At 73.9% G+C, this 19212-nt stretch carries 24 protein-coding genes; 8 read left to right on the top strand and 16 right to left on the bottom strand.

The window, feature by feature from the left end; genetic code table 11:
• The 5 genes from FS793_RS15805 to FS793_RS15785 all read right to left on the bottom strand — a co-directional run.
• The coding region (locus FS793_RS15805; protein ID WP_144722113.1) for a hypothetical protein at positions 1-534 on the bottom strand (534 nt) is incomplete at its 3' end.
• The gene (locus tag FS793_RS15800; protein WP_144722111.1) at positions 531-1073 is read right to left on the bottom strand and encodes a hypothetical protein; all 543 of its coding nucleotides are present in this window, start codon (positions 1071-1073) and stop codon (positions 531-533) included. The genes FS793_RS15805 and FS793_RS15800, both read right to left, overlap by 4 nt.
• A complete protein-coding gene (locus tag FS793_RS15795; protein WP_144722109.1) occupies positions 1070-1327 on the bottom strand; it encodes a hypothetical protein in 258 nt (85 codons plus the stop codon). Before FS793_RS15795 ends, FS793_RS15800 begins: the two co-directional genes overlap by 4 nt.
• A gap of 44 nt (positions 1328-1371) precedes the next feature.
• On the bottom strand, positions 1372-1560 hold the full coding sequence (locus FS793_RS15790) for a hypothetical protein (RefSeq protein ID WP_144722107.1): 189 nt from the start codon (positions 1558-1560) through the stop codon (positions 1372-1374).
• Positions 1557-1979, bottom strand: a complete 423-nt coding sequence (locus FS793_RS15785) for an Asp23/Gls24 family envelope stress response protein (RefSeq protein ID WP_144722105.1) — start codon at positions 1977-1979, stop codon at positions 1557-1559. The genes FS793_RS15790 and FS793_RS15785 overlap by 4 nt, the downstream gene beginning before the upstream one ends.
• Before the next feature lie 429 nt (positions 1980-2408).
• Here FS793_RS15785 and FS793_RS15780 point away from each other — a divergent pair, with 429 nt between their 5' ends.
• The 3 genes from FS793_RS15780 (at position 2409) to FS793_RS15770 (ending at position 5886) form a co-directional block, all read left to right on the top strand.
• Positions 2409-2600: a CsbD family protein gene (locus FS793_RS15780; protein WP_144722103.1), complete on the top strand. Its 192-nt coding sequence runs from the start codon at positions 2409-2411 to the stop codon at positions 2598-2600.
• Positions 2601-3434: 834 nt separating this feature from the next.
• Positions 3435-4871, top strand: a complete 1437-nt coding sequence (locus tag FS793_RS15775) for a glutamyl-tRNA reductase (protein WP_144722101.1) — start codon at positions 3435-3437, stop codon at positions 4869-4871.
• 148 nt (positions 4872-5019) lie between these two features.
• Positions 5020-5886, top strand: coding sequence for an SDR family oxidoreductase (locus FS793_RS15770; RefSeq protein ID WP_260980217.1), 867 nt, complete (start codon positions 5020-5022; stop codon positions 5884-5886).
• A 46-nt stretch (positions 5887-5932) separates the two neighbouring features.
• On the opposite strand, the gene FS793_RS15765 is transcribed toward FS793_RS15770, so the two are convergent.
• Genes FS793_RS15765 through FS793_RS15755 form a run of 3 tightly spaced genes read right to left on the bottom strand, consistent with a single transcriptional unit; the run spans position 5933 to position 9776 of the window.
• Positions 5933-7018 carry a hypothetical protein gene (locus FS793_RS15765; RefSeq protein ID WP_144722099.1) on the bottom strand — a complete coding sequence of 362 codons (1086 nt, stop codon included), beginning with the start codon at positions 7016-7018 and terminating at the stop codon, positions 5933-5935.
• Entirely contained in the window at positions 7018-8886 is a 1869-nt protein-coding gene (locus tag FS793_RS15760) for a glycoside hydrolase family 15 protein (RefSeq protein ID WP_440130472.1), read from the bottom strand. The genes FS793_RS15765 and FS793_RS15760 overlap by 1 nt, the downstream gene beginning before the upstream one ends.
• A complete protein-coding gene (locus FS793_RS15755; protein ID WP_144722097.1) occupies positions 8883-9776 on the bottom strand; it encodes an SDR family oxidoreductase in 894 nt (297 codons plus the stop codon). The genes FS793_RS15760 and FS793_RS15755 overlap by 4 nt, the downstream gene beginning before the upstream one ends.
• A 160-nt stretch (positions 9777-9936) precedes the next feature.
• Between FS793_RS15755 and FS793_RS15750 the strand changes: the two genes are divergently transcribed.
• The 4 genes from FS793_RS15750 to FS793_RS15735 all read left to right on the top strand — a co-directional run bounded on the left by FS793_RS15750 (position 9937) and on the right by FS793_RS15735 (position 13481).
• Entirely contained in the window at positions 9937-10995 is a 1059-nt protein-coding gene (locus FS793_RS15750) for an acyl-CoA/acyl-ACP dehydrogenase (RefSeq protein WP_144722095.1), read from the top strand.
• Positions 10992-12308 (top strand): PIG-L family deacetylase, encoded by a 1317-nt coding sequence (locus FS793_RS15745; protein ID WP_186329566.1) that lies wholly within the window; start codon positions 10992-10994, stop codon positions 12306-12308. The genes FS793_RS15750 and FS793_RS15745 overlap by 4 nt, the downstream gene beginning before the upstream one ends.
• The gene (locus FS793_RS15740) at positions 12305-13027 is read left to right on the top strand and encodes a glycosyltransferase (RefSeq protein WP_144722093.1); all 723 of its coding nucleotides are present in this window, start codon (positions 12305-12307) and stop codon (positions 13025-13027) included. The genes FS793_RS15745 and FS793_RS15740 overlap by 4 nt, the downstream gene beginning before the upstream one ends.
• Positions 13028-13124: 97 nt before the next feature.
• Positions 13125-13481: a PRC-barrel domain-containing protein gene (locus tag FS793_RS15735; RefSeq protein WP_144722090.1), complete on the top strand. Its 357-nt coding sequence runs from the start codon at positions 13125-13127 to the stop codon at positions 13479-13481.
• A 42-nt stretch (positions 13482-13523) separates the two neighbouring features.
• On the opposite strand, the gene FS793_RS15730 is transcribed toward FS793_RS15735, so the two are convergent.
• The 6 genes from FS793_RS15730 to FS793_RS15705 form a co-directional block, all read right to left on the bottom strand.
• A complete protein-coding gene (locus FS793_RS15730; protein WP_144722088.1) occupies positions 13524-13736 on the bottom strand; it encodes a hypothetical protein in 213 nt (70 codons plus the stop codon).
• A gap of 8 nt (positions 13737-13744) precedes the next feature.
• Entirely contained in the window at positions 13745-14092 is a 348-nt protein-coding gene (locus FS793_RS15725; protein WP_144722086.1) for a DUF7882 family protein, read from the bottom strand.
• A gap of 112 nt (positions 14093-14204) precedes the next feature.
• Positions 14205-14957, bottom strand: coding sequence for an alpha/beta fold hydrolase (locus FS793_RS15720; RefSeq protein WP_144722083.1), 753 nt, complete (start codon positions 14955-14957; stop codon positions 14205-14207).
• 4 nt (positions 14958-14961) lie between these two features.
• Entirely contained in the window at positions 14962-15762 is an 801-nt protein-coding gene (locus tag FS793_RS15715) for an SDR family NAD(P)-dependent oxidoreductase (RefSeq protein WP_144722081.1), read from the bottom strand.
• Positions 15763-15850: 88 nt separating this feature from the next.
• Positions 15851-16066, bottom strand: a complete 216-nt coding sequence (locus FS793_RS15710; protein WP_144722080.1) for a DUF2945 domain-containing protein — start codon at positions 16064-16066, stop codon at positions 15851-15853.
• A complete protein-coding gene (locus FS793_RS15705; RefSeq protein ID WP_144722077.1) occupies positions 16063-16788 on the bottom strand; it encodes a hypothetical protein in 726 nt (241 codons plus the stop codon). Before FS793_RS15705 ends, FS793_RS15710 begins: the two co-directional genes overlap by 4 nt.
• A 144-nt stretch (positions 16789-16932) precedes the next feature.
• On the opposite strand from FS793_RS15705, the gene FS793_RS15700 reads away from it, so the two are divergent.
• Positions 16933-17409: a pyridoxamine 5'-phosphate oxidase family protein gene (locus FS793_RS15700; RefSeq protein WP_144722075.1), complete on the top strand. Its 477-nt coding sequence runs from the start codon at positions 16933-16935 to the stop codon at positions 17407-17409.
• A gap of 84 nt (positions 17410-17493) precedes the next feature.
• Here the strand turns inward: FS793_RS15700 and FS793_RS15695 are convergent, their stop codons facing one another.
• A complete protein-coding gene (locus tag FS793_RS15695) occupies positions 17494-17682 on the bottom strand; it encodes a hypothetical protein (protein ID WP_144722073.1) in 189 nt (62 codons plus the stop codon).
• An 86-nt stretch (positions 17683-17768) separates the two neighbouring features.
• Positions 17769-19160, bottom strand: a complete 1392-nt coding sequence (locus FS793_RS15690; protein WP_144722070.1) for an ABC transporter substrate-binding protein — start codon at positions 19158-19160, stop codon at positions 17769-17771.
• Positions 19161-19212 lie beyond the last annotated feature (52 nt).

Raw genomic sequence — 19212 nt, 5'->3', positions numbered from 1 at the left:
GTCGATGCCGATCCGCTCCCGCGTGGCGGTCGCGGCTGCCGCGACGCGATCCGCGACCTCGTCGAGCCGCGCGTGGTCGCGCACGTCGACGCTCGCGCGCCATGCATTCGCGCCGCGGTGCCGCCACGAGGTGACCTTCACGTGCAGCACGTCGGGGTGCGTGCCGAGCGCGTCGCGGAAGACGTCCTCGACGGCGCCGGCCTCGATCACGACGTCGTCCTGGTCGACCGCGTCGGAGGTGCGGCCCTTGCCGCGCGTCGCAGCGTGGACGATGGCCCACACCAGCACGAGCGCGGCCGCCGCGACGAGCGCCACCGTCCACAGTGCTGCGGGATCGAGTGCGCCGAGCTCGAGGCCGAGCTGCGCGGTGATCGCCGCCCAGCCGTCTGCGACGGCCTGCGGGGCTGCCTCCCAGGCCTGCACGACCTGGTCGGCCCAGATCTGCCGAGCCACCAGGCCCGCGCCGGCGGCCAGCCAGACGATGCCCAGCAGCACGAGGACGATGCGGTTCCATCCGCGATTCGTGGTGGTCACGAGGTGCTCGCCTTCACGTCGGCGCGGAGACCCCGCTTGGGCCGCAGCGCATCGAGGGTGGTGGTCGCGGCCGCGCGGGCCGCGTCGAGGTCGGCGTCGAAGCCGGCCTCGGGGCGCAGGGTCGTCGCCGCACGGCGACGGCCGAGCACGGTGCTCGCAGCGCCCGATCCCACGTGCGCGGCCCTGGCGACGGTGCCCGACAGGGCGCTGGCGAACGTCGCGTCGTCGACGACGAGCACGACGCCCTCCCGCTCGAGCGCGCGTCGGCTCCGTCGCCCGGCAGAGAGGCCGAGCGCGAGCCACACGATGCCGACGATCATCACGCCGATGCCCGTCGCGGTGCTCGCGGCACCGGCCGAGACGAGGAAGGTCTCCACGCCCTCGCCGGTGATGCCCGAGGGCAGCAGGCCGAGGGGGCCGAGGATCGCGACGAGCGATCCCGCGACGAGCACGAGTGCCGTCACGATCAGCGCGATGGAGGACGTGAGCGAGCGCGAGCGGTGCAGCTCACGGCGCTCGTAGCGTCGCATCCAGCTCATTCGACCCTCCTTCGGTCGTCGATGTCGGTCAGGGAGGTGATGCGCAGCCGCACCCGGTCGAACCGGGCGCCCGTCAGCTCGCTCGCGCGGGCGGAGATCGCGTCGCGGCCGCCCGCGGCGGCGCCGAGCAGAGGCTCGGCGCCGCCATAGGGCGTCGCGATGTCGAGCTCGAGCCGACCGCCTTCGGCCTGCACCTTCGCCCGGACGCTCCCGGTCGGAGCGCCGAACGTCTCGGCGGTCGCGGCCTCGACCACGGTCCGGATCGCTCGAGGCTCGATCGAGATGCGTCCGGGGATGCTCATCCCCGGCTCCGGCCCTGTGCCGCGTCGACCGCGGCGCGCAGGTTCAGGCGCCCCGTGGCGATGCCGCCGATGAGGGCGCCGACCGCGCCGAGCAGGAGGGCGACGAGGAACCCGCCGAGCCCGAATGCCAGGCCGAAGAAGGCCAGGATCAGGCCGGCGAGCGCCCCCAGCGTGTAGCCGTTCATGCGACGCGGCTCTCCTCGGCCTCGTCGTCGTCGTCGCCCGGGATGTGCACGTCGGTGACGGTCACGTTGATCTCGGCGACCTCCATGCCGACGAGCTCCGTGATCGCGCGAGCCACGGCGTGACGCACGTTCTCGGCGACGACCTGCAGCTGCTCCGGGTACTCCACGACGATCGTCACGTCGGCCGCGACCTGCTTCTCGCCGACCTCGACCTTGATGCCCTGGCCGCGGTCGCGCTGGCCGATGGCGTCGCGGATGTTGCCGACCACGCGTGCGGCGCCGCCGCCGAGGTCGAACACGCCGGGAACCTCGCGTGCTGCGATGCCGGCGATCTTCGCGACGACGGGGTCGACGACGGTCGTGGTGCCGGTCGCGCCGGCTGCGGCGACGGTGTTGGGGGTGGCGTTGGTGGTGGCCATGGTCGGCTCCTTCTCTGTGCGTTCGAGGTCCTACGTCATGGAGACGTCACGACCGCGGGGTTCGTCACGAGGAATCTTGAGATCTCTTCCTCGGCGCTCGACGAGCGCTTGTCAGCCGCGTCTCGAAGGCGGTAATGGGAGGCGACTGCGCGCGATCGCGCTCGCCCCATTCGGGTCGATCGGATGACGATGGGCGGGGGACGGTAGTGGCCCTGCCACCGGCGGGCACCTGCTGCGCCGCAGATGCCGTCGTCGAACCGGTCGTTCGATCGTCGTACGACCTCCTCGTGCAGGGGGGGGGCGAAGAGGACGCCGTGCCACCTCGATGGCGCACAGCGCAACCCGTGGCGCCTGCGAGGTTCGAGGGGCATCGTCGATCACGGACCACGCGAGGGAGACCTCGTGCGCCACGAGGAGAAGGAGGAGCCCATGGGACTCGGAGACAAGATCTCGAACCAGGCCGAGGAGCTGAAGGGCAAGGCCAAGGAGGCCTTCGGCAACGCCACCGACAACGAGCGTCTGCAGGCGGAGGGCCAGGGCGACCAGGCCAGCGCCAACACCAAGCAGGCGGGCGAGAACGTGAAGGACGCCGCGAAGAACGTCTTCGGCGACAAGCAGTAGCGACTCGCACGAGGCCCCCGACCCCTTGCGGTCGGGGGCTTCGTCGTGTGCGGTCTGCATCGGGCAACCGCGTCGCCTTCTGCGGTGCGGCTCCCACGGAGTGATGCTGAGCGGAGCCTCGCACGGAGCATGCAGATGAAGGCCCGCAGTGCATCACTTCGCGCGTCTCGGCCGGCGGTGGCCGCCGCGGCGGACGATCGCGAGCAGGTCCTGCTCGACCCGTGGCCAGTCGTGCACGATCTGTCGATACGTCAGGCGCACGACCACGACGTCCTCGCTCGAGCCGCAGCGGAGCAGGCAGCGAGACGCGGTCGCGACGTCGTCGATCGCTGACGACACGGACCCGCGGGACCGTACGAGCGGCACCCGTCGGGTCGCCATCGGTCGTTGCGGCGTGCGGCGCGAACGTGGTGGCGGCCGAGGCTCTCCGGCACCCACGCACCGCGCAGACGCAGCGCGCTCGCGCATGCGACACATGCGCGCCCCCGCACGGCTGCGACGAGGTCGGGGTCGGCGTCCGGGCGCGCGAACCACCCCGTGCGCACGCGCTCGAGGCGTCCGGAGGCGAGCGCCGACTCGCGCTGCGAGCGCCCGAGGCCGAGGTCCTCGAGCTCGCGCACGCTGAGCACGCCGTGGCGGAGGATGACGGGGTCGACCATGCCCTGCACCCTCGCCCACCTCGTCGCTGGGCGCACCGGGCCGGCGTCGATCTGGGGATCGAGCCGCTCGACGTGATGCTGTGGAGACCCTGATCCCCATGCCGCGCACGAGCGGCCCCACGGCATCACGCCATGCGCGAACCCCAGCGCATCCGAAGGCGCGTACGATGGGTCTGTGCTCATCTGCCTCACGGCGAGCCACCGGAACGCCGACTTCGACGTCCTCGAGCGCCTCGCCGCTGCCGACGCGACGATGCTGCCTACCCTCCTCGCCTCCTCCGCAGGCGTCGACGGTGCGGTCGTCGTGTCGACCTGCAACCGCTTCGAGGCGTACCTCGACGTCTCCGCAGAGCAGGCGGATGCTGCCGCTCGCGTCGCGCTCGACGCCGCGCTGACGAGGGCAGGCGCCCCCGGCGAGATCGAGCACGTCGAGGCGCTGTACGACGCGCACGCGGCCGAGCACCTCTTCGCCGTCGCCGCCGGACTCGAGTCGGTCGTCGTCGGCGAGGGGGAGATCGCGGGCCAGGTGCGTCGCGCGCTCGGCAACGCGCAGGACGCCGGCACGACGACGAGCGACCTCGAGCGCCTCTTCCAGCGGTCGATCGAGACGCAGCGCGGCGTGAAGCGCCGCACGGGTCTCGGCGAGCAGGGCCGCTCGATCGTGCGCCTCGCACTCGACCTCGCGAGCGACCGCATCCACGACTGGTCGCAGGCGCGCGTGCTGCTCGTCGGCACTGGCCGCTTCGCCGCCGCGTCGCTCGCGGCGCTGCGCGACCGCGGCGTGCAGCAGGTCGAGGTGTGGAGCCCGTCGGGTCGCGGCGACCGATTCGCGCAGAGCCACGGCATCGGCAACGTCGACGGACGGGATGCGCCGCTCGCGCTCGCGGGCGCCGACGTGGTCGTGACGTGCACGACGTCGAGCGAGCACGTCATCGACGCCGCGATGATCGCGGCCGGCCGCCACGCGCTGGCCGCGACGCACGCCTACGACGGGCAGCCGGACGGCCATCCGCGCCTCGCCGCGGTCGGCGGTCGTGCGTCCGGTGGCCACAGCCCGTTCGGCACCTCCTCGTTCCCCTTCGCGAGCGGCGAGACGATGCGGGTCGAGCCCGCCGTGTGCCCCGTCGCCATGCAGGTCACCGGCACGTCGTGCCCCGTCGAGCACGGCCGCTCGAGCCAGCTCGTCATCGACATGGGTCTGCCGCGCAACGTCGCCCCCGACGTGTCGCGCGTGCACGGCGTCGAGCTGCTCGACCTCGAGACCATCCGCATCCACGCGCCGCTCGAGCACCTCACCGCCACCGACGACGCTCGCGCGCTCGTCGAGAAGGCGGCGAAGACGTATCAGCGCGTCGGCGAGGAGCAGCGCCTCGGCCCCGCCGTCGCCGCGCTGCGTCGGCACGTGGCGGAGGCGCTCGACGCCGAGCTGACGCGCGTGCGCCGGCGCGGCACCGAGGCGGAGCAGCTCGCGGCCGAGCAGGCGCTGCGCCACTTCGCGGGCGTGCTGCTGCACCAGCCGAGCGTGCGCGCACGCGACCTCGCGGCCGAGGGCCGCCACGCCGACTACCTCGAGGCGCTCGAGGTGCTGTTCGGCATCGACGACGTCGCCTGACGCTCCTCCTCCCACGTCCTCGGGACGGCTCCGCTCGAGCCTCGCGCGGGCACCCGGTCGCGGGCGCATCCGATCGACGCAAGGGGGTGCCGCGCCCGCCGCATCCCTGGTCGTCTTGGGCACCCGACGCGTGAAGGAGACGTCCACCGTGACCGAGCACCATCCGTCCGAGTTCCCCGTGCAGCAGCAGCCCAGCCAGCCGGGGCTCACCGAGCCCATGGATCCGACTCCCGACCACGGCGAGACGAGCTGGGTCGGGCGCGATCGGCTCGCGGGCCGTCGCGCCCTCATCACCGGTGGCGACTCGGGCATCGGCCGCGCCGTCGCCATCGCCTACGCCCGCGAGGGCGCCGACGTCGCGATCGTGCACCTGCCCGAGGAGGCCGACGACGCGGCCGAGACGATCGCCGCCGTCGAGGCGGCGGGCCGGCGGGGCGTCGCCTTCGCCCTCGACCTGCGCGAGGAGCAGGCGTGCATCGACGCCGTGCGACGCACGGTCGACGAGCTCGGCGGCCTCGACGTGCTCGTCTCGAACGCGGCGCACCAGCGCCAGCGCGACGGCATCGAGGACATCTCGTGGGAGGGCATCGACCGCGTCTTCAAGACCAACCTCTACGCGCTGCTGATCCTCGCGCGGGAGGCGGTGCCGCATCTGCCCGAGGGCGGCTCCATCATCGTGACCTCGTCGGTGCAGTCGGCTGACCCCAAGCCGGGTCTCGTCGACTACGCCATGACGAAGTCGGCGCAGCGCGCGTTCGTCGAGGCCATGGCGGCCGAGCTCGGTCCGCGCGGCATCCGCGTGAACGCCGTCGCACCCGGACCGGTGTGGACGCCGCTCATCCCCGCCACCGGCTTCCCCGACGAGAAGGTCGCCGAGTTCGGGCAGGACACGCCGTTCGGCCGCGCCGGGCAGCCGGCGGAGGTCGCGGGCGCGTACGTCTACCTCGCGTCCGACGAGGCGACGTACACCTCGGCAGCGGTCATCGGCGTCACGGGCGGGCGCGCGGTGCCGTGATCCGGCCGCGCCCCGAGCCGCTCGGCGCTCCGACGGCTGCTCGGGGCTAGGGCTGCTCGGCGGGCCGGCCGTCGATGCGCTGCTCGAGCGCCACGAGGTGGTGTCCGAGCGCGCCGGCGGCCGCGGCGGCGGCGGCGGTCGGCGCCTCCCATGCGCGCAGCGCCTCCACGACCTCGGCGCACGCCTGGCGCAGGTCGTCGCCGCCGTCCGCCTGCTCGACGGCGCGCCCGAGCCTGCGCAGCGCGTCCGCCACCTCGCCGCGCAGCTGCTGCGGCATGTCATCGGGCACGGCCAGCGTCGTGCGCTCGTCGGACACGACGGAAGCCAGCGCCACGAGCTCGCGCACGGTCGCACGCAGCTCCCCGAAGCGCACCGTGCTCATCGAGAGCGTGTAGCGGCCGCCGATCGCTCGCACGTTCGCGCGGCGGGTGCGCTGCGCGTCGGTCAGCGCCGCCTGCGTGTCGTCGACGGCGCGCTGCAGCTCGGCGGCTCGATGCTCGAGCGACACCGCCGGCTGCGCGGCGTCGTCGAGCTGGCTCGCGAGGTCGTCGAGCAGCGACGCCGCGGCCGCTCGCAGCGCCTCGATCCGCCGGTCGACCGGCAGCGTGCGCAGCGGTGGCAGGATCGCGAGGTGCACGACCGTGCCGATCACGAGCCCCATCGCCGTGAGCACGACGTACGCGGTGCCGAACATCTCGGGATCGCCGCCGCTCGACATGAGCACGAAGATCGCCGCGACGGGCACGTAGTCGCGACCGGGGCCCGGCGGCAGGAGTCCTGCCACGAGGATCGCGACGACGATGACGATGGGCACGGTCGCGAGCACGGGGAGCCCGCCGAGGTACGCGGCGATCGCGATGCCTCCGCCGATGCCGAGTCCCGCGAGCGTGTGCAGCCCCGTGCGCAACGAGTCGACGACCGACGGCATCATGGCGACGACGGCCCCGAACGGCGCGTAGTAGGCGTACTCGTCGAGGAAGCCGGGCAGCGCCCTGGCCGCGAGCCACGCGAGCATCGCGGCCGCCGCACCCTTCGCCGCGAGCAGCAGACGGTCGGGCGAGACGAGGGTCGCGACGCCCTGCCGAGCCGCGCCTGCGGATGCGGTAGCGAGCCGCGTGCGCAGCGCGGCCATCAGTCGTGGCCCTCGAGGTCCCCGCGCTCGACGGACTGGATCGTGAGCGCCGCGTTCACGAGCGCGAGGTGGCTGAGCGCCTGCGGCAGGTTGCCGGCGAACGCGCCCGTGGCGGGCTCGACCATCTCGGCCATGATGCCGACGTCGTTCGGCACCGTCGCCACGAGGTGCTCCATGCGCTCGCGGGCGACGTCGACCTGCCCGCACAGCGCGCGGGCGGCGACCAGCCAGAACGAGCACGCGACGAACGACTCCTCCTCGCGCTCGGCACCCGACCATCGCACGACGTGGCCGTCGAAGGTCAGGTCGCGCTCGATGGCGTCGAGCGTCGACCGCATGCGATCGCCTCGGTCGAAGCCGCTGATGGCGTGCAGCAGCACGGAGGCGTCGAGGAGGTCGGAGCCGGCGTACCAGGCGTAGGCGCCGAGCGACTCCGACCAGCAGTGCTCGTCGACCCAGTCGCGGATCGCGTCGGCCTCGAAGCGCCAGCGGTCGGCGTCGCCGGGGATCTGGCCGAGGTCGGCGAGATGGGCCGCATGCTGCAGCGCCTGCCAGCAGCCGAGCTTCGACGACGTGTAGTGGCGCTCGTCGGGCAGCTCCCACATGCCGGCGTCCTTCGATCGCCACCGGTCGGCGGCGAGGTCGGCGATCTCGGTCATGAGCCTGCCGGTGGGCGCGTCGAGCACGTTGCCTGCGTCGACGTACAGCTGCACGATGCTGAAGAGGTCGCCGTAGACCCCGAGCTGCAGCTGGCCCGTCGCGCGGTTGCCCGTGACCACGGGCTGCGCGCCGCGCCATCCCGGCACGTCGTGCTCGGTCACCTCCGACCCCGGGTCGCTGCCGTCGAGGGCGTGCAGCACCGAGGTCGCATCGGGCTGCGCCCGCAGGATGCGCAGCATGTGCGACATCGCCGCGTGCACCTCCTCGAGCACGCCGAGCTGCAGCAGCACCGAGAGCGAGTACGCCGTGTCGCGCACCCACGAGAACCGGTAGTCCCAGCCCTTCGGCTCGGTGCGCGACTCCGGCAGCGACGTGGTGGCCGCTGCGGCGATGCCGCCGGAGGGTGCGTGGATGAGCTGCTTCAGCACGAGCGCGCTGCGCCCGACCGCCGCGCTCCACGGTCCGTCGTACGCGCACGACCGCGTCCACCGCGTCCACGTCTCGATCGTGCGGTCGACGCCCGCGTCCATCGCCTCGGGCGTCGGCAGCGGCAGCGGCTCCTCGTCGGTCGCGACGAGGCCGAGCAGATGGCGCGAGCCCGCCTCGGCGTCGAACCAGGCGACGACGCGGCGCTCCTCGACGTCGACCCCGGTGTCGTGCAGCGTGCGGGGCGCGAGCGTGAGGCCGTCGACGCGCAGCACCGTGCCGTGCACGGTGTCGCTCGCCCATGGCGACGCGGCGCCCAGCAAGGTGCCGGGCGCGATCTCGCCGCGCATCCGCACGTGTCCCGAGACGCCGTCGATGCGGCGCGCGAGCTCGCACCACGGCAGCCTGCCGGCCTGCCCGGTGTTCAGCGAGTCCGTGACCGTCACGACGCCGGACGCCGTCCTGAAGGTGGTCTCGAGCACGTTGCCGCCGTCGACGTAGCGACGGCTCGACGTGTGCTCGTCGACGGGGGCGAGCAGGATGCGCCCGCCCGCCTCGGCGTCGAGCAGGGCGGCGAAGGGCGGCGGCGAGTCGAGCGACGGCAATGGCAGCCAGTCGATGGCGCCGCCGCGCGAGACGAGCGCGATCGTGCGTCCGTCGCCGATCGTGGCGTAGGTGCGCAGGTCGGCGTAGCCGTCGGCGTCCCGGCCGTCCACCGGGGCGTCGACGGGCTCGCCGCCCTGCCAGCGGGGGCCGGAGCCTACCTGCCACGCGAACGTCACGGCGTGGGCATCCCACCGTTGACGTTGAGCGTCTCGCCGACGACGTAGCTCGACTCGGGAGACGCGAGGAACACGTACGCGGGTGCGAGCTCGGCGGGCTGGCCCGCGCGGCCGAGCGGCGTCTGCTCGCCGAAGTCGGGCAGTGCGTCGGTCGGCTGTCCGCCCGCGGTCTGCAGCGGCGTCCAGATCGGGCCCGGAGCGACGACGTTCACGCGGATGCCCTTGGGAGCGAGCTGCTGCGCGAGCGCCTTGCACATGGCGTTCTGCGTCGCCTTGGTCGATGCGTAGTCCACGAGGTGCTCCGACGGCGAGTACGCCTGGATCGAGGAGGTCGCGATGATCGTCGAGCCCGGCGGCATGTGCGGCACGGCGTCCTTCACCATCCAGAACAGCGGGTACACGTTGGTCTTGAACGTCTGGTCGAACGACTCGTCGGTGAGGTCGGCGATGTCGTTCACGTACTGCTGCCGGCCGGCGTTGGCGACGAGGATGTCGATGCCGCCGAGCTGCTCGACCGTCGCCTCGACGGCGCGGCGGCTCGTCTCGCGGTCGGTGATGTCGCCGGGCAGCGCGACGGCCGTGCGGCCCGCGTCCTGGATGAGGGCGACGATGCGCTGGGCGTCCGACTCCTCCTCGGGCAGGTAGGAGATCGCGACGTCGGCGCCCTCGCGCGCGAAGGCGATGGCGGTCGCCGCGCCGATGCCGGAGTCGCCGCCGGTGACGAGCGCCTTGCGTCCCTCGAGGCGGCCGGTGCCGCGGTAGGTCTGCTCGCCGAGGTCGGCGCGATCGCGCATCTCGGAGTCGAGGCCCGAGCCCTCCTGCGAGATCGCCTTGGTGTCGATGTCGGCGTAGAGCGTCGTGGGGTCTGCGAACGTGTACTGGTCAGCCATGCCTCCGACGCTAGGTACTTCGGCGGGTGCGCCGCGCGGCCTTGCGGATGCCGGGCGGATGGTGCGAGCGTGCGCGCGACTCGGGGTCGGCGTCGTCCCACCTCGCGGTGCGGGACGCAAGGGGCAACGGCGCGGGGAGCGCGGTCGGTAGCGTCGCGACATGACCTCCGAGACGCCTCGTGCGACCGCGCCCTCGAGCGAGGACGCGGTCGTCGTCGGCGCTGCCGACGCGGACGTCGTGCGCGAGGTCGCCCGGCTGGCGCGCGAGGCGATCGCCGACGACGACCGGATCGCCGGAGCGCTGCGCGTCGCGGCTCGCGCGGCCGACGCGCTGCCGCATCCCGGCACCGGGTCGACGGCGACGCTGTGGTCGGGGCTCGCGACGATCGCGGCGATCGACCTGGGCGTGGCGCGCACGCTCGAGCCGCATCTCGACGCGCTCGCGATCCTCGACGCGGCGGGGATGGATGCGCCCGACGACGGGCGCTGGGGCGTCTACGCGGCCGAGGGAGCCGGCCACCGCCTCGAGGCGTCGAGCTCGGGCGCCGCATGGTCGCTCTCGGGGTCGAAGCCGTGGTGCTCGCTCGCGGGGCGGCTCGACCGCGCGCTCGTGACGGCCCTCGTCGGCGAGGATCGCGGCCTGTTCTCGATCGCCCTCGACCACGACGGCGTGACCGTCGACCCCGCCGACGCATGGGCGTCGCGCGGGCTCGTCGACGTGCCGAGCGTGCCCATCCGCCTCGAGGGCGTGCCCGCCGTCGCCGTCGGCGCACCCGGCTGGTACCTCGATCGCGCCGGGTTCGCGTGGGGCGGCATCGGCGTCGCGGCCGTCTGGCTCGGCGGCGCGACCGGCATCGCGCGCACCATGCTCGCCGCGAGCCGTCGTCGTGCGCCCGACCAGCTGGCGCTGTCGCTGCTCGGCCGCGTCGATCGGGGGCTCGCCGCCGGGCGGGCGATGCTCGCGGAGGCCGCGGCGATCGTCGATGCCGCGGACTCGGCCGTCGACCCCGCGACGCTCGCCCTGCGCGTGCGCGGCACGATCGCGGCCGTGGTCGACGACGTCGTGCGGTGCGCCGACCACGCCATGGGCCCGGCGCCGCTCGCGCTCGACGCCGAGCACGCGCGACGCGTCGACGACCTCCGCGTCTACGTGCGACAGCACCATGCGGAGCGCGACGACGCCGCGCTCGGTCGCGCCGTGGTCGAGGAGCGCGCGTGACCTTCCACCACGCGGATGCAGGCACGCCCACCGCGCGATGGGCGGATGCCGTAGGCCCGGAGATCGACGTCGCGGACGTCGCACGCGTGCTCCTGATCGCCGCGCACCCCGACGACGAGTCGCTCGGGGCGGGCGGCCTGGTCGCGCGATGCACGGCGGCGGGCGTGCCGACGTCGGTGCTCGTGCTCACCGACGGCGACGCGTCGCATCCACGGTCGCCGACGCACACGCGAGCAGCGCTCGGCGAGCGCCGCCGCCGCGAGTCGGTCGTCGCGGCCGCGGCGCTCGGGGTCGTCGGCGCCCGGCTCACCCACCTCGGCATCGCCGACGGCACGGTCGGGGCGCACGAGGACGACGTCGTCGCAGCGATCGTCGACCTGCTGGGCGACGGGCGCGACGCGTTGCTCGTCGCGCCGTATCGGCACGACGGCCATCCCGACCACGAGGCGGCCGGCCGCGCCGCGGCGATCGCGGCGGTGCGCACCGACGCGCGGCTGCTCGAGTACCCGATCTGGCTGCTGCACGCTGCCGAGCCGTCGAGGCTCGGAGACGACCAGCTCGTGCATCTCGCGCTCGACGCCGACGAGCGGGCAGCGAAGGACCGCGCGATCGCGGCGCACGCGAGCCAGGTGCATCCGCTCTCCGACGAGCCGGGCGACGAGGTGCTGCTCGGCGAGCACGTGCTGGAGCGCTTCCGCGGTCCGATCGAGCGGTACGTCGTGGCGCCGCGCGCCGTCGACGACCGGCTCGACCGGCTGCACGTCGCCGAGCCCGAGCCGTGGGGCGCCGACGTGCGCTGGTACGAGCGCCGCAAGCGCGCGCTGCTGCTCGCGATGCTCCCGCAGGAGCGGCTGGGTCGCGTGCTCGAGCTGGGCTGCTCGACGGGGGTGACGACGGCAGCGCTCGCCGAGCGCGCCGACGAGGTCGTGGCGATCGATGCCTCCGAGGCGGCGCTCGCTCGCGCTGCCGAGCGCACGGCGGGCGCCGCGGTGCGGCTGCTGCACGGCAGCATCCCCGATGCGTGGCCCGCGGGTCGATTCGACGCCGTCGTGCTGTCGGAGGTGGGCTACTTCCTGTCGCCCGCGGCGCTCGAGGAGGTCGTCGCGCGCGTCGAGGCGTCGCTGACCGACGGTGGCGTCGTGCTGCTGTGCCACTGGCGGCATCCCGTGCGGGGCTGGCCCCTCGACGCCGATGCGGTGCACGAGGCCTTCGACCGGCCGTCGATGCCGCCGCGCGCGGCGTCGTACGCCGACGGCGACGTGCGGCTCGAGCTGCGCGCGGCGCGCTCGGCGATGCCGGAGGCGGGCCGATGACGAGGATCCGCGAGGTGCGCATCGTCGTGCCCGCCCGCGACGAGGCCGACCGCATCGACCGATGCCTCGACGCCATCGCCGTCGCGCGAGCCACGGTGGAGGCCGTGGGCATCCGCACCCGATGCGTCGTCGTCGCCGACGCGTGCCGCGACGACACCGCGGCGCTCGCCGCCGCCCATGCGGGCGTCGCGGTCGTCGTGTCGCAGGCCGGCCGCGTCGGCGTCGCGCGTCACGTCGGCGTGGACGCCGCGGGCGACGACGGCCACGGCGCCGACCCGGCAGCCGTGTGGGTCGCGTCGACCGACGCCGACAGCGTCGTGCCGGCCGATTGGCTCGCGGTGCATCTGGGCCATGCCGACCGGGGCGCCGACGTCGTGCTGGGCCTCGTGCACCTGCCGCCGGAGCACGCGAGCGCCGCCGCCCTCGCCCGCTGGCATGCGCGCGCGCAGCAGGGCGAGCGCATCCACGGCGCGAACCTCGGCGTGCGGCTCGACGCCTACCGCGCCGTCGGCGGCTTCCCGCCGCTCGCCGCGCACGAGGACGTGTCGATCGTCACCGCGCTTCGCGAGGCAGGGCGCCGCGTCGTGCCGACGGCGCGTGGATCGGTGCGCACGTCGGGACGCGCCGACGGCCGAGCGCCCAGCGGCTTCGCCGGCCACCTGCGCACGATCGTGCTGCCCGACGCCGGCGTGGGCGACGTCGACCGTGCTCGCCCGTAGGACCTGACGGGTCGGCAGCGCAAGGCAGCGAGCGGGAGGCACCGCACGTGGGACGGTGGGCATGCGCACGATCGACCGCCGCCAGGGGAGGACCAGCATGTTCGAGGCCGCAAGCATCCGCGACTGGATCGGGTCGAACGTCGTCGACCCCTCCGGCGACACCATCGGACCGCTCGAGAGCATCTACTTCGACACGGCGACCGACGCTCCGGCGTTCGCCGCCGTGCGCACCGGCATGCTCGGTCGCCACCGGCTGCGCTTCGTGCCGCTCGACGGCGCGACCGTCACGCCGAAGCACCTCAACGTCATCCACGACAAGCGGCTCGTCAAGGACGCACCGTCGATCGACACCGACGGCGAGCTCGAGGCAGCGCTCGAGCCAGAGGTCTACGCGCACTACGGGCTGCCGTACACGACGGGCAGCGGCGGCGAGCGTCGCCTCGGCCGTCGCTGAGCGACCGGCCTCGCAGCGGCACGATCCGCCGCGGCGCTCGCGTCAGCGCGCGGGTGCCGCGCTCCCGCGAGCGATCTCGTCGGCGTGCACGCCCACGGGTCGGTCGTACGCGTCGAACCGCACGACGTAGCCGCCCTCGGCGACGAGCGCCTCGATGCGCCCGGGCTCGCCCGCCTGGATGAACGGACGGATGATGCCGCCGAGGTCGATCGTCGTGCGCACCCGTGCGCCGATGCTCAGGTCGTGCTGCGCCATCGACGGTCTCAGCTCGACGCGGCTGCGCCGTCGGAGGTGCCGTGTCCGGCGGCCTGCATGGCCTCGTCCTCGGTCATGAGCATGACGCCCTGCGCCGAGTTCGCCTGCTCCATGATCGCCTCGATCCAGACGCGGTTGAGACGGTGCCGCTCGGCATGCCGGTACGAGAGCTCCAGCGGAACGCCCTCGTGCAGCGAGAGGTGCACGCGTCCGCTGCCCTCGTGCGCCTCGATCGCCCAGCCCAGCGTGAGGTACTCGCGGCGACGCAGCTTCGTCACGATCACCGCCTCGAGGTGCGCCAAGGTGCGGTCGTCGATCTCGTACGCGGTCGCCCCGCCGTAGGTCAGCGTTCCCATTCCCTCGAGCCTACGGCACCGAACCATCGTCCCCGACATCTCGGGCAGCGCGAGGGTGATGGATGAACCATCTTCATCAGGCGTCGCGAATCATGCACCGCCCTCGGGCGCGTCACGCGCGCTCGTGCCAGAGCTCGTCGACGAGCGCTGCGCACTCGCGGGGGCGCTCGAGCTGCACGAGATGGCCCGCCCCCTGCAGCGCGACGTGCCGAGCGGTCGGATGCGCCGCCGCCGCCAGACGCGGCTGCGCGGAGCTGCCGAGGTCGTCGTCCGCATCGCCCGCGGCGATGACCGTCGGCACCTCGAGCGCGCCCACGTCGTCGCTCCAGTCCTCGCGGCTGCCCGACTCGAGCCACGCCACCCACGATGCGGCCGCGCTCGCGCGCACGGCGGCGACGGCGAGGGCGTCGAGCTCCGCCGGCAGCGGTGCGCCGACGTTCCCGTCGACGAACGCACGCGCTGCGGGTGCGTCGATCGCGCCCGTGCGCGCCCAGCCGAGCATCTCGGCGCGCTTCGCCGCCGGCATCGGCTCGCGCGTCACGGGCGACGGGGCGAGCAGCACCATGCCCGCCGGCATCGGCGCCCCGGCGTCGCGCAGCAGGGCGGCGGCGATGGATGCGAGCCGGCCACCCATGCTGTGCCCGACGAGCATCCACTGGTCCGCACCGACCGCGTCCACGATCTCGTCGGCCACGTCGTGCGCGATGGCGTCGACGCTCGACCACTGCGCATCCCGGCGCGCGCCGAAGCCGGGCAGATCGATGCCGTGCACGCGGAAGCGCGTGCCGACGCACGCCAGCATCGGTGCGAACGACGAGGCGTCGAGCCCGAGGCCGTGGATCGTGACGAGCGTCGGCAGCGCCATCGCGTCAGATGGTCGCGACGGAGCCGGCGTCGACTCGGTAGTTCGACCCGTTCACGAAGGACGCGAGGTCGGAGCAGAGGAACGCGATCACGGCCGCGACCTCCTCGGGCTCGCCGCGGCGCCCCAGCTCCATGTACGGGCGCTCCTCGTCGAGGAACGACGCGATGGCCTCGTCGCGGTCGGTGCCGCGCTCGTCGGCCCGCTTCTCCATCATCGCGTCGGTCATGGGCGTGTGGATGAACGCGGGCGAGACGGCGTTCACGAGCAGGCCCTCCTTCGCGTACGACCGCGACAGCCCCTTCGACAGGGCGAGGATGCCGGCCTTCGCCGCGCAGTACGGCAGCTCGTCGTCGTAGGGCTGCACGGCGTCCTCCGAGGCGAGCAGCACGAGGCGGCCCCAGCCGCCGCTGCGCAGGTCGGGCAGGAACTCGCGCACGAGCCGCACGGGGCCCAGCAGGTCGATCTCGACGGTGTCGACCCAGCCGGCGTCGTCGATCTCGTGGAACAGCCCCTGCGCACCCGTCACGCCCGCCGACTGCACGAGGATGTCGATCTCGCCGACCGACTCGGCGATGCGCGCGTGCAGCGTCGCGAGCGACTCGATGCTCGTGACGTCGGCGGGGAAGGCGAAGAGCCGGTCGGCGTCGGCCTCGAGGCGATCCGCCGCCTCGCGCAGGCTGTCGGCGTCCTTGTCGCTGATGACGACCGTCGCGCCCTCCTCCAGCAGCAGCCGCGCGGTGTGCCAGCCGATGCCGGAGTCGCCGCCCGTGACGAGCGCCACCTTGCCGTCGATGCCCAGATCCATGCTTCCTCCGTGTCGTTCGTGTCGTTCGTGTCGTTCGTGTCGTCGGGCGCGCGGGATCGCGCGACCGTTCGCGATCGCTCCAGCAGCGTCAGCCCTGCAGGCGGCGCAGCGCCGAGCCCTTGTGCGCCGCGGTCGCGCCCGTCTTCTCGGACTCGACGATGTACGCCGGCTCGTCGTCGGATGCGGTGAAGCGCTGACCGTCGTGCTGGAAGTCCTTCGTGCGGCGCTCGACCACGGTGCCCTGCGTGCGCCCCTGCGACGTCGCCCAGCTCACGCGGTCGCCCTTCGACAGGTCCTTCGTCACGGTCGGTCCTCCTGCTCGTCCTCGTCGCCGCTCGGCACGTGCTGCACGTGCGTCAGCACGCGATCCCACTCGCCGACGAGCGCACCCGTGGCCCACTCGAGATCGGTCGTGCTGTCGTCCGCCGGTCGCTCGGGATCGATGACGAGCACGGCGCCGGCGACAGGCACCCTCGCCCACCGCTCGGCGATCGAGTCGGCGCCGTCGCTCGACACCTCCGCCATGTCCTCGTCGGGCTCGAAGCCGCGCGCGAGGCGGTCGCCGAGCGTGCCGACCGACGGGCCGTCGCCGACGTCGGGCAGCTGCTCGTCGTAGGAGCCCTCCTCGCCGAGCTCGGGCGCGATGAGCGCCACGTTGGCGAACAGCTCCGCATGGTCGAGCACGAGCGTCGCCGCGAGCAGCGCGCCGCTGCCCCAGCCGACGACGCCGATGCGGTGCATGTCCTGCGCACCCGTGCGCGCGCCCGTCTGCCGCGCGTCGCGGACGTACTCCGCGATCGCCGCTGCATGCTGCTGCGGCGTCACGACGACGTCGGAGCCCTGCACCACCGGATCCGCGACGAGCAGGTGCACGGGGTGCCGCGCCGTCACCGAGGGATCGGGATCGACGAAGCCCGTGACCTCGCGAGGGTTGCAGAGGATCACGAGATCCTCGGCGAAGGGCGTGCCGGCGTTCGAGAGCGCCAGCACGGTGCCGGAGGGCAGGGTCACGTGGAGGTCGGCCATGCCTCCACGATGTCGGTCCACCGCATCCGGCGCAGGGCCTTGCGGATGCGCGCGCGGGGGAGCATGCGCGCCCGCGATCCGCAACGGGGCGCGCGGTCCGGGTCGGGATCGCGAGCCTGGGAGCACCGACGAGAGGAGCCGACCATGGCGAAGACCGAGCTCGAGCAGGTGCAGACGATGCTGGAGGGATTCCGATTCGCGATGCTCACGACGCGCGACGAGCAGGGGATGCTGCAGGCGCATCCGCTGACGGTGCAGGAGCGCGAGTTCGACGGCGACCTGTGGTTCATCGTCGGCGGCGATGCGCCGCTCGTGCAGCACGTCGGCGTCGACCCGGCCGTGAACGCCTCGTTCAGCGGCGACTCCGCGTGGCTGTCGATCGCGGGCACCGCAGCGATCGTCGACGACCTCGCGCGCCTCGAGACGCTGTGGAACCCGGTGGTCGAGGCGTGGTTCCCCGAGGGACCGCGGGACTCGAAGGCGACGCTGCTCAAGGTCTCCGCCTCGAGCGCGCAGTACTGGGACAGCCCCGGCCGCCTCGCGACGCTCGTGAGCCTCGTGACGTCGAAGGTCACCGGCGAGCCGAAGGGCGGCGAGAGCGGCACGGTGCGGCTCGACTGAGCGGTGACGCGGATCGCCTCGGCCGCGCGCCGAGCGGTCCGCGGCGATCGCGCTCGCGAGCGGAGCGATCCGCGCGGCGCGGGACTAGGGCGCGTCCCGTGCCGGCTCGTCGTCCTCGGGCTCGTCGTCGCCGCGCACGAGTCCGAGCACGAGGAACGTGACGGCCATGGGCGCGAACGCCATCCACACGGGCTGACCTGCCAGGAGGAACAGCAGCGCCGCGCCGCCGAACGTGATCCCGAGCGGGAGGAACGTCGCACGAGCGCTGCGCATGCGTCCAGGCTAGGCAGGGCGCCTGGACGCAGCATGGACGGCGCTGCGAGGCAGGGCAGGCGGCGAGAGCGCGTTCGAGCGCGCGACTAACCGAGCTGCTGCTCGAGCCGCGCCTGCAGGTCGGCGAGCAGCGACGCGACGTCGGCCTCGCCGGGCTCGGCGGCCGCGAGGGTGGCGAGCGCGTCGTCGAGCGAGGCGGTCGCCTCGGCCGGACCGAGCGCGCTCGCCATGTCGACGCCGCTCGCGACCGCCGCGACCGCGGCCGCGCGCTCGGGATGCTGCTCGGCGAACGTCGCGCCCGCGGTCGTCGTCACCGGCACCGTGGCGGTCGCATCCGCGAGCTCGACCTGCTGACCCGCCTGCGTCAGGAAGTCGATGAGGTCGCGTGCCTCGTCGCCCGTGCGGGTGTCGGAGGGGATGGCCCAGCACGACGAGGAGACGAAGGCGGCACCGTCCACGGGGCCCGCGGGGAGCGGCACGAGCCGCACGTCGTCGAGCAGCGCATCGGCATCGGCGTCGGTGGATGCGGAGGGCGAGGCGCTCGGGTCGCCGCTCGCCGAGGGATCGGTCGACTCGGTGCCGGGCTCGTCGGACGTCGTGGGCTCGTCGGACGGCGCGGCCTCGTCGGACGCCGACGGGTCGGGCGCGGTGCTCGGCGCGGGCGCTGCCGCCTCCGCCGCGAGCAGCTCGCCGAGGTCGACGTACGCCATCGCCGCGTCGCCCGACGCGAACGCCGTCGCCGCCGACGAGGCGCCGAGGTCGTCGGGCCACGCGAGGGTGCCGAGGTCGTGCATCCGCACCGCGAGGTCGAGGGCTGCGGCGTTCTCGGGGGAGTCGGCGACCGCGCCCGACTCGTCGACGAGCGCGCCTCCCGCCTGCGCCAGCAGCACGCCGAGGTGCTCGGCATCGGGGTCGATCGCGAGGCCCGCGGCGTCGTCGGTGGTCAGCTGCGCCGCGACGGTCTCGAGCTGCTCCCACGTCGTCGGCACGTCGGCGTCGGTGAGGCCCGCGTCCGCCCATGCCGCGTGCGAGATCGCGAGCGTCGTGGCATCCGCCGACCTCGGCACGCACTGCAGCTCGCCGCCGTCGGCGACGACGTCGAGCAGCGACGGGGCGAGGTCGCCCGCGTCGGCGAAGCGGCCGTACGGCTCGAGGTACCCCTCGTAGCGCTCGAGGCTCGTCGTCGGCAGCGCGAACACGTCGGGCGGGTTGGCGTTGGCGAACGACTCCGCGAGCTGCTGCTCGAGATCCGACGCGAGCACGATGCGCACGTCGGAGCGCGACGTCTCGCTCCACGCGTCGACCTGCATCTGCAGCGCGTCGACCTCGGTCGGCGTGCCGTCGACGAGCAGCCGCAGCGTCGGTCCGGATGCGGGCTCCGACGACGTCGGGTCGGGTGAGGCGCCGCCCTGGCACGCGGCGAGCGTCAGCGCCGCGAGGGCGGCGACGCTCACGGTCGCGATGCGGGGGATCGGCACGCACCTACGATCCCGTGCCGGATGCGTGCGGGGCAACTTCGCTGCCGATGCC

The organism is Agrococcus jejuensis, assembly GCF_007679035.1.
Taxonomy (GTDB): domain Bacteria; phylum Actinomycetota; class Actinomycetes; order Actinomycetales; family Microbacteriaceae; genus Agrococcus; species Agrococcus jejuensis_A.
This window is presented reverse-complemented; position numbering and strand designations above follow the sequence as displayed.

Coding starts and splice junctions, on each gene's coding strand:
- FS793_RS15800 (WP_144722111.1), bottom strand. CDS start 1,073: ATGAGCTGGATGCGACGCTACGAGCGCCGTGAGCTGCACCGCTCGCGC.
- FS793_RS15790 (WP_144722107.1), bottom strand. CDS start 1,560: ATGAACGGCTACACGCTGGGGGCGCTCGCCGGCCTGATCCTGGCCTTC.
- FS793_RS15785 (WP_144722105.1), bottom strand. CDS start 1,979: ATGGCCACCACCAACGCCACCCCCAACACCGTCGCCGCAGCCGGCGCG.
- FS793_RS15780 (WP_144722103.1), top strand. CDS start 2,409: ATGGGACTCGGAGACAAGATCTCGAACCAGGCCGAGGAGCTGAAGGGC.
- FS793_RS15765 (WP_144722099.1), bottom strand. CDS start 7,018: ATGGCCGCGCTGCGCACGCGGCTCGCTACCGCATCCGCAGGCGCGGCT.
- FS793_RS15755 (WP_144722097.1), bottom strand. CDS start 9,776: ATGGCTGACCAGTACACGTTCGCAGACCCCACGACGCTCTACGCCGAC.
- FS793_RS15750 (WP_144722095.1), top strand. CDS start 9,937: ATGACCTCCGAGACGCCTCGTGCGACCGCGCCCTCGAGCGAGGACGCG.
- FS793_RS15740 (WP_144722093.1), top strand. CDS start 12,305: ATGACGAGGATCCGCGAGGTGCGCATCGTCGTGCCCGCCCGCGACGAG.
- FS793_RS15735 (WP_144722090.1), top strand. CDS start 13,125: ATGTTCGAGGCCGCAAGCATCCGCGACTGGATCGGGTCGAACGTCGTC.
- FS793_RS15730 (WP_144722088.1), bottom strand. CDS start 13,736: ATGGCGCAGCACGACCTGAGCATCGGCGCACGGGTGCGCACGACGATC.
- FS793_RS15725 (WP_144722086.1), bottom strand. CDS start 14,092: ATGGGAACGCTGACCTACGGCGGGGCGACCGCGTACGAGATCGACGAC.
- FS793_RS15720 (WP_144722083.1), bottom strand. CDS start 14,957: ATGGCGCTGCCGACGCTCGTCACGATCCACGGCCTCGGGCTCGACGCC.
- FS793_RS15715 (WP_144722081.1), bottom strand. CDS start 15,762: ATGGATCTGGGCATCGACGGCAAGGTGGCGCTCGTCACGGGCGGCGAC.
- FS793_RS15705 (WP_144722077.1), bottom strand. CDS start 16,788: ATGGCCGACCTCCACGTGACCCTGCCCTCCGGCACCGTGCTGGCGCTC.
- FS793_RS15700 (WP_144722075.1), top strand. CDS start 16,933: ATGGCGAAGACCGAGCTCGAGCAGGTGCAGACGATGCTGGAGGGATTC.
- FS793_RS15695 (WP_144722073.1), bottom strand. CDS start 17,682: ATGCGCAGCGCTCGTGCGACGTTCCTCCCGCTCGGGATCACGTTCGGC.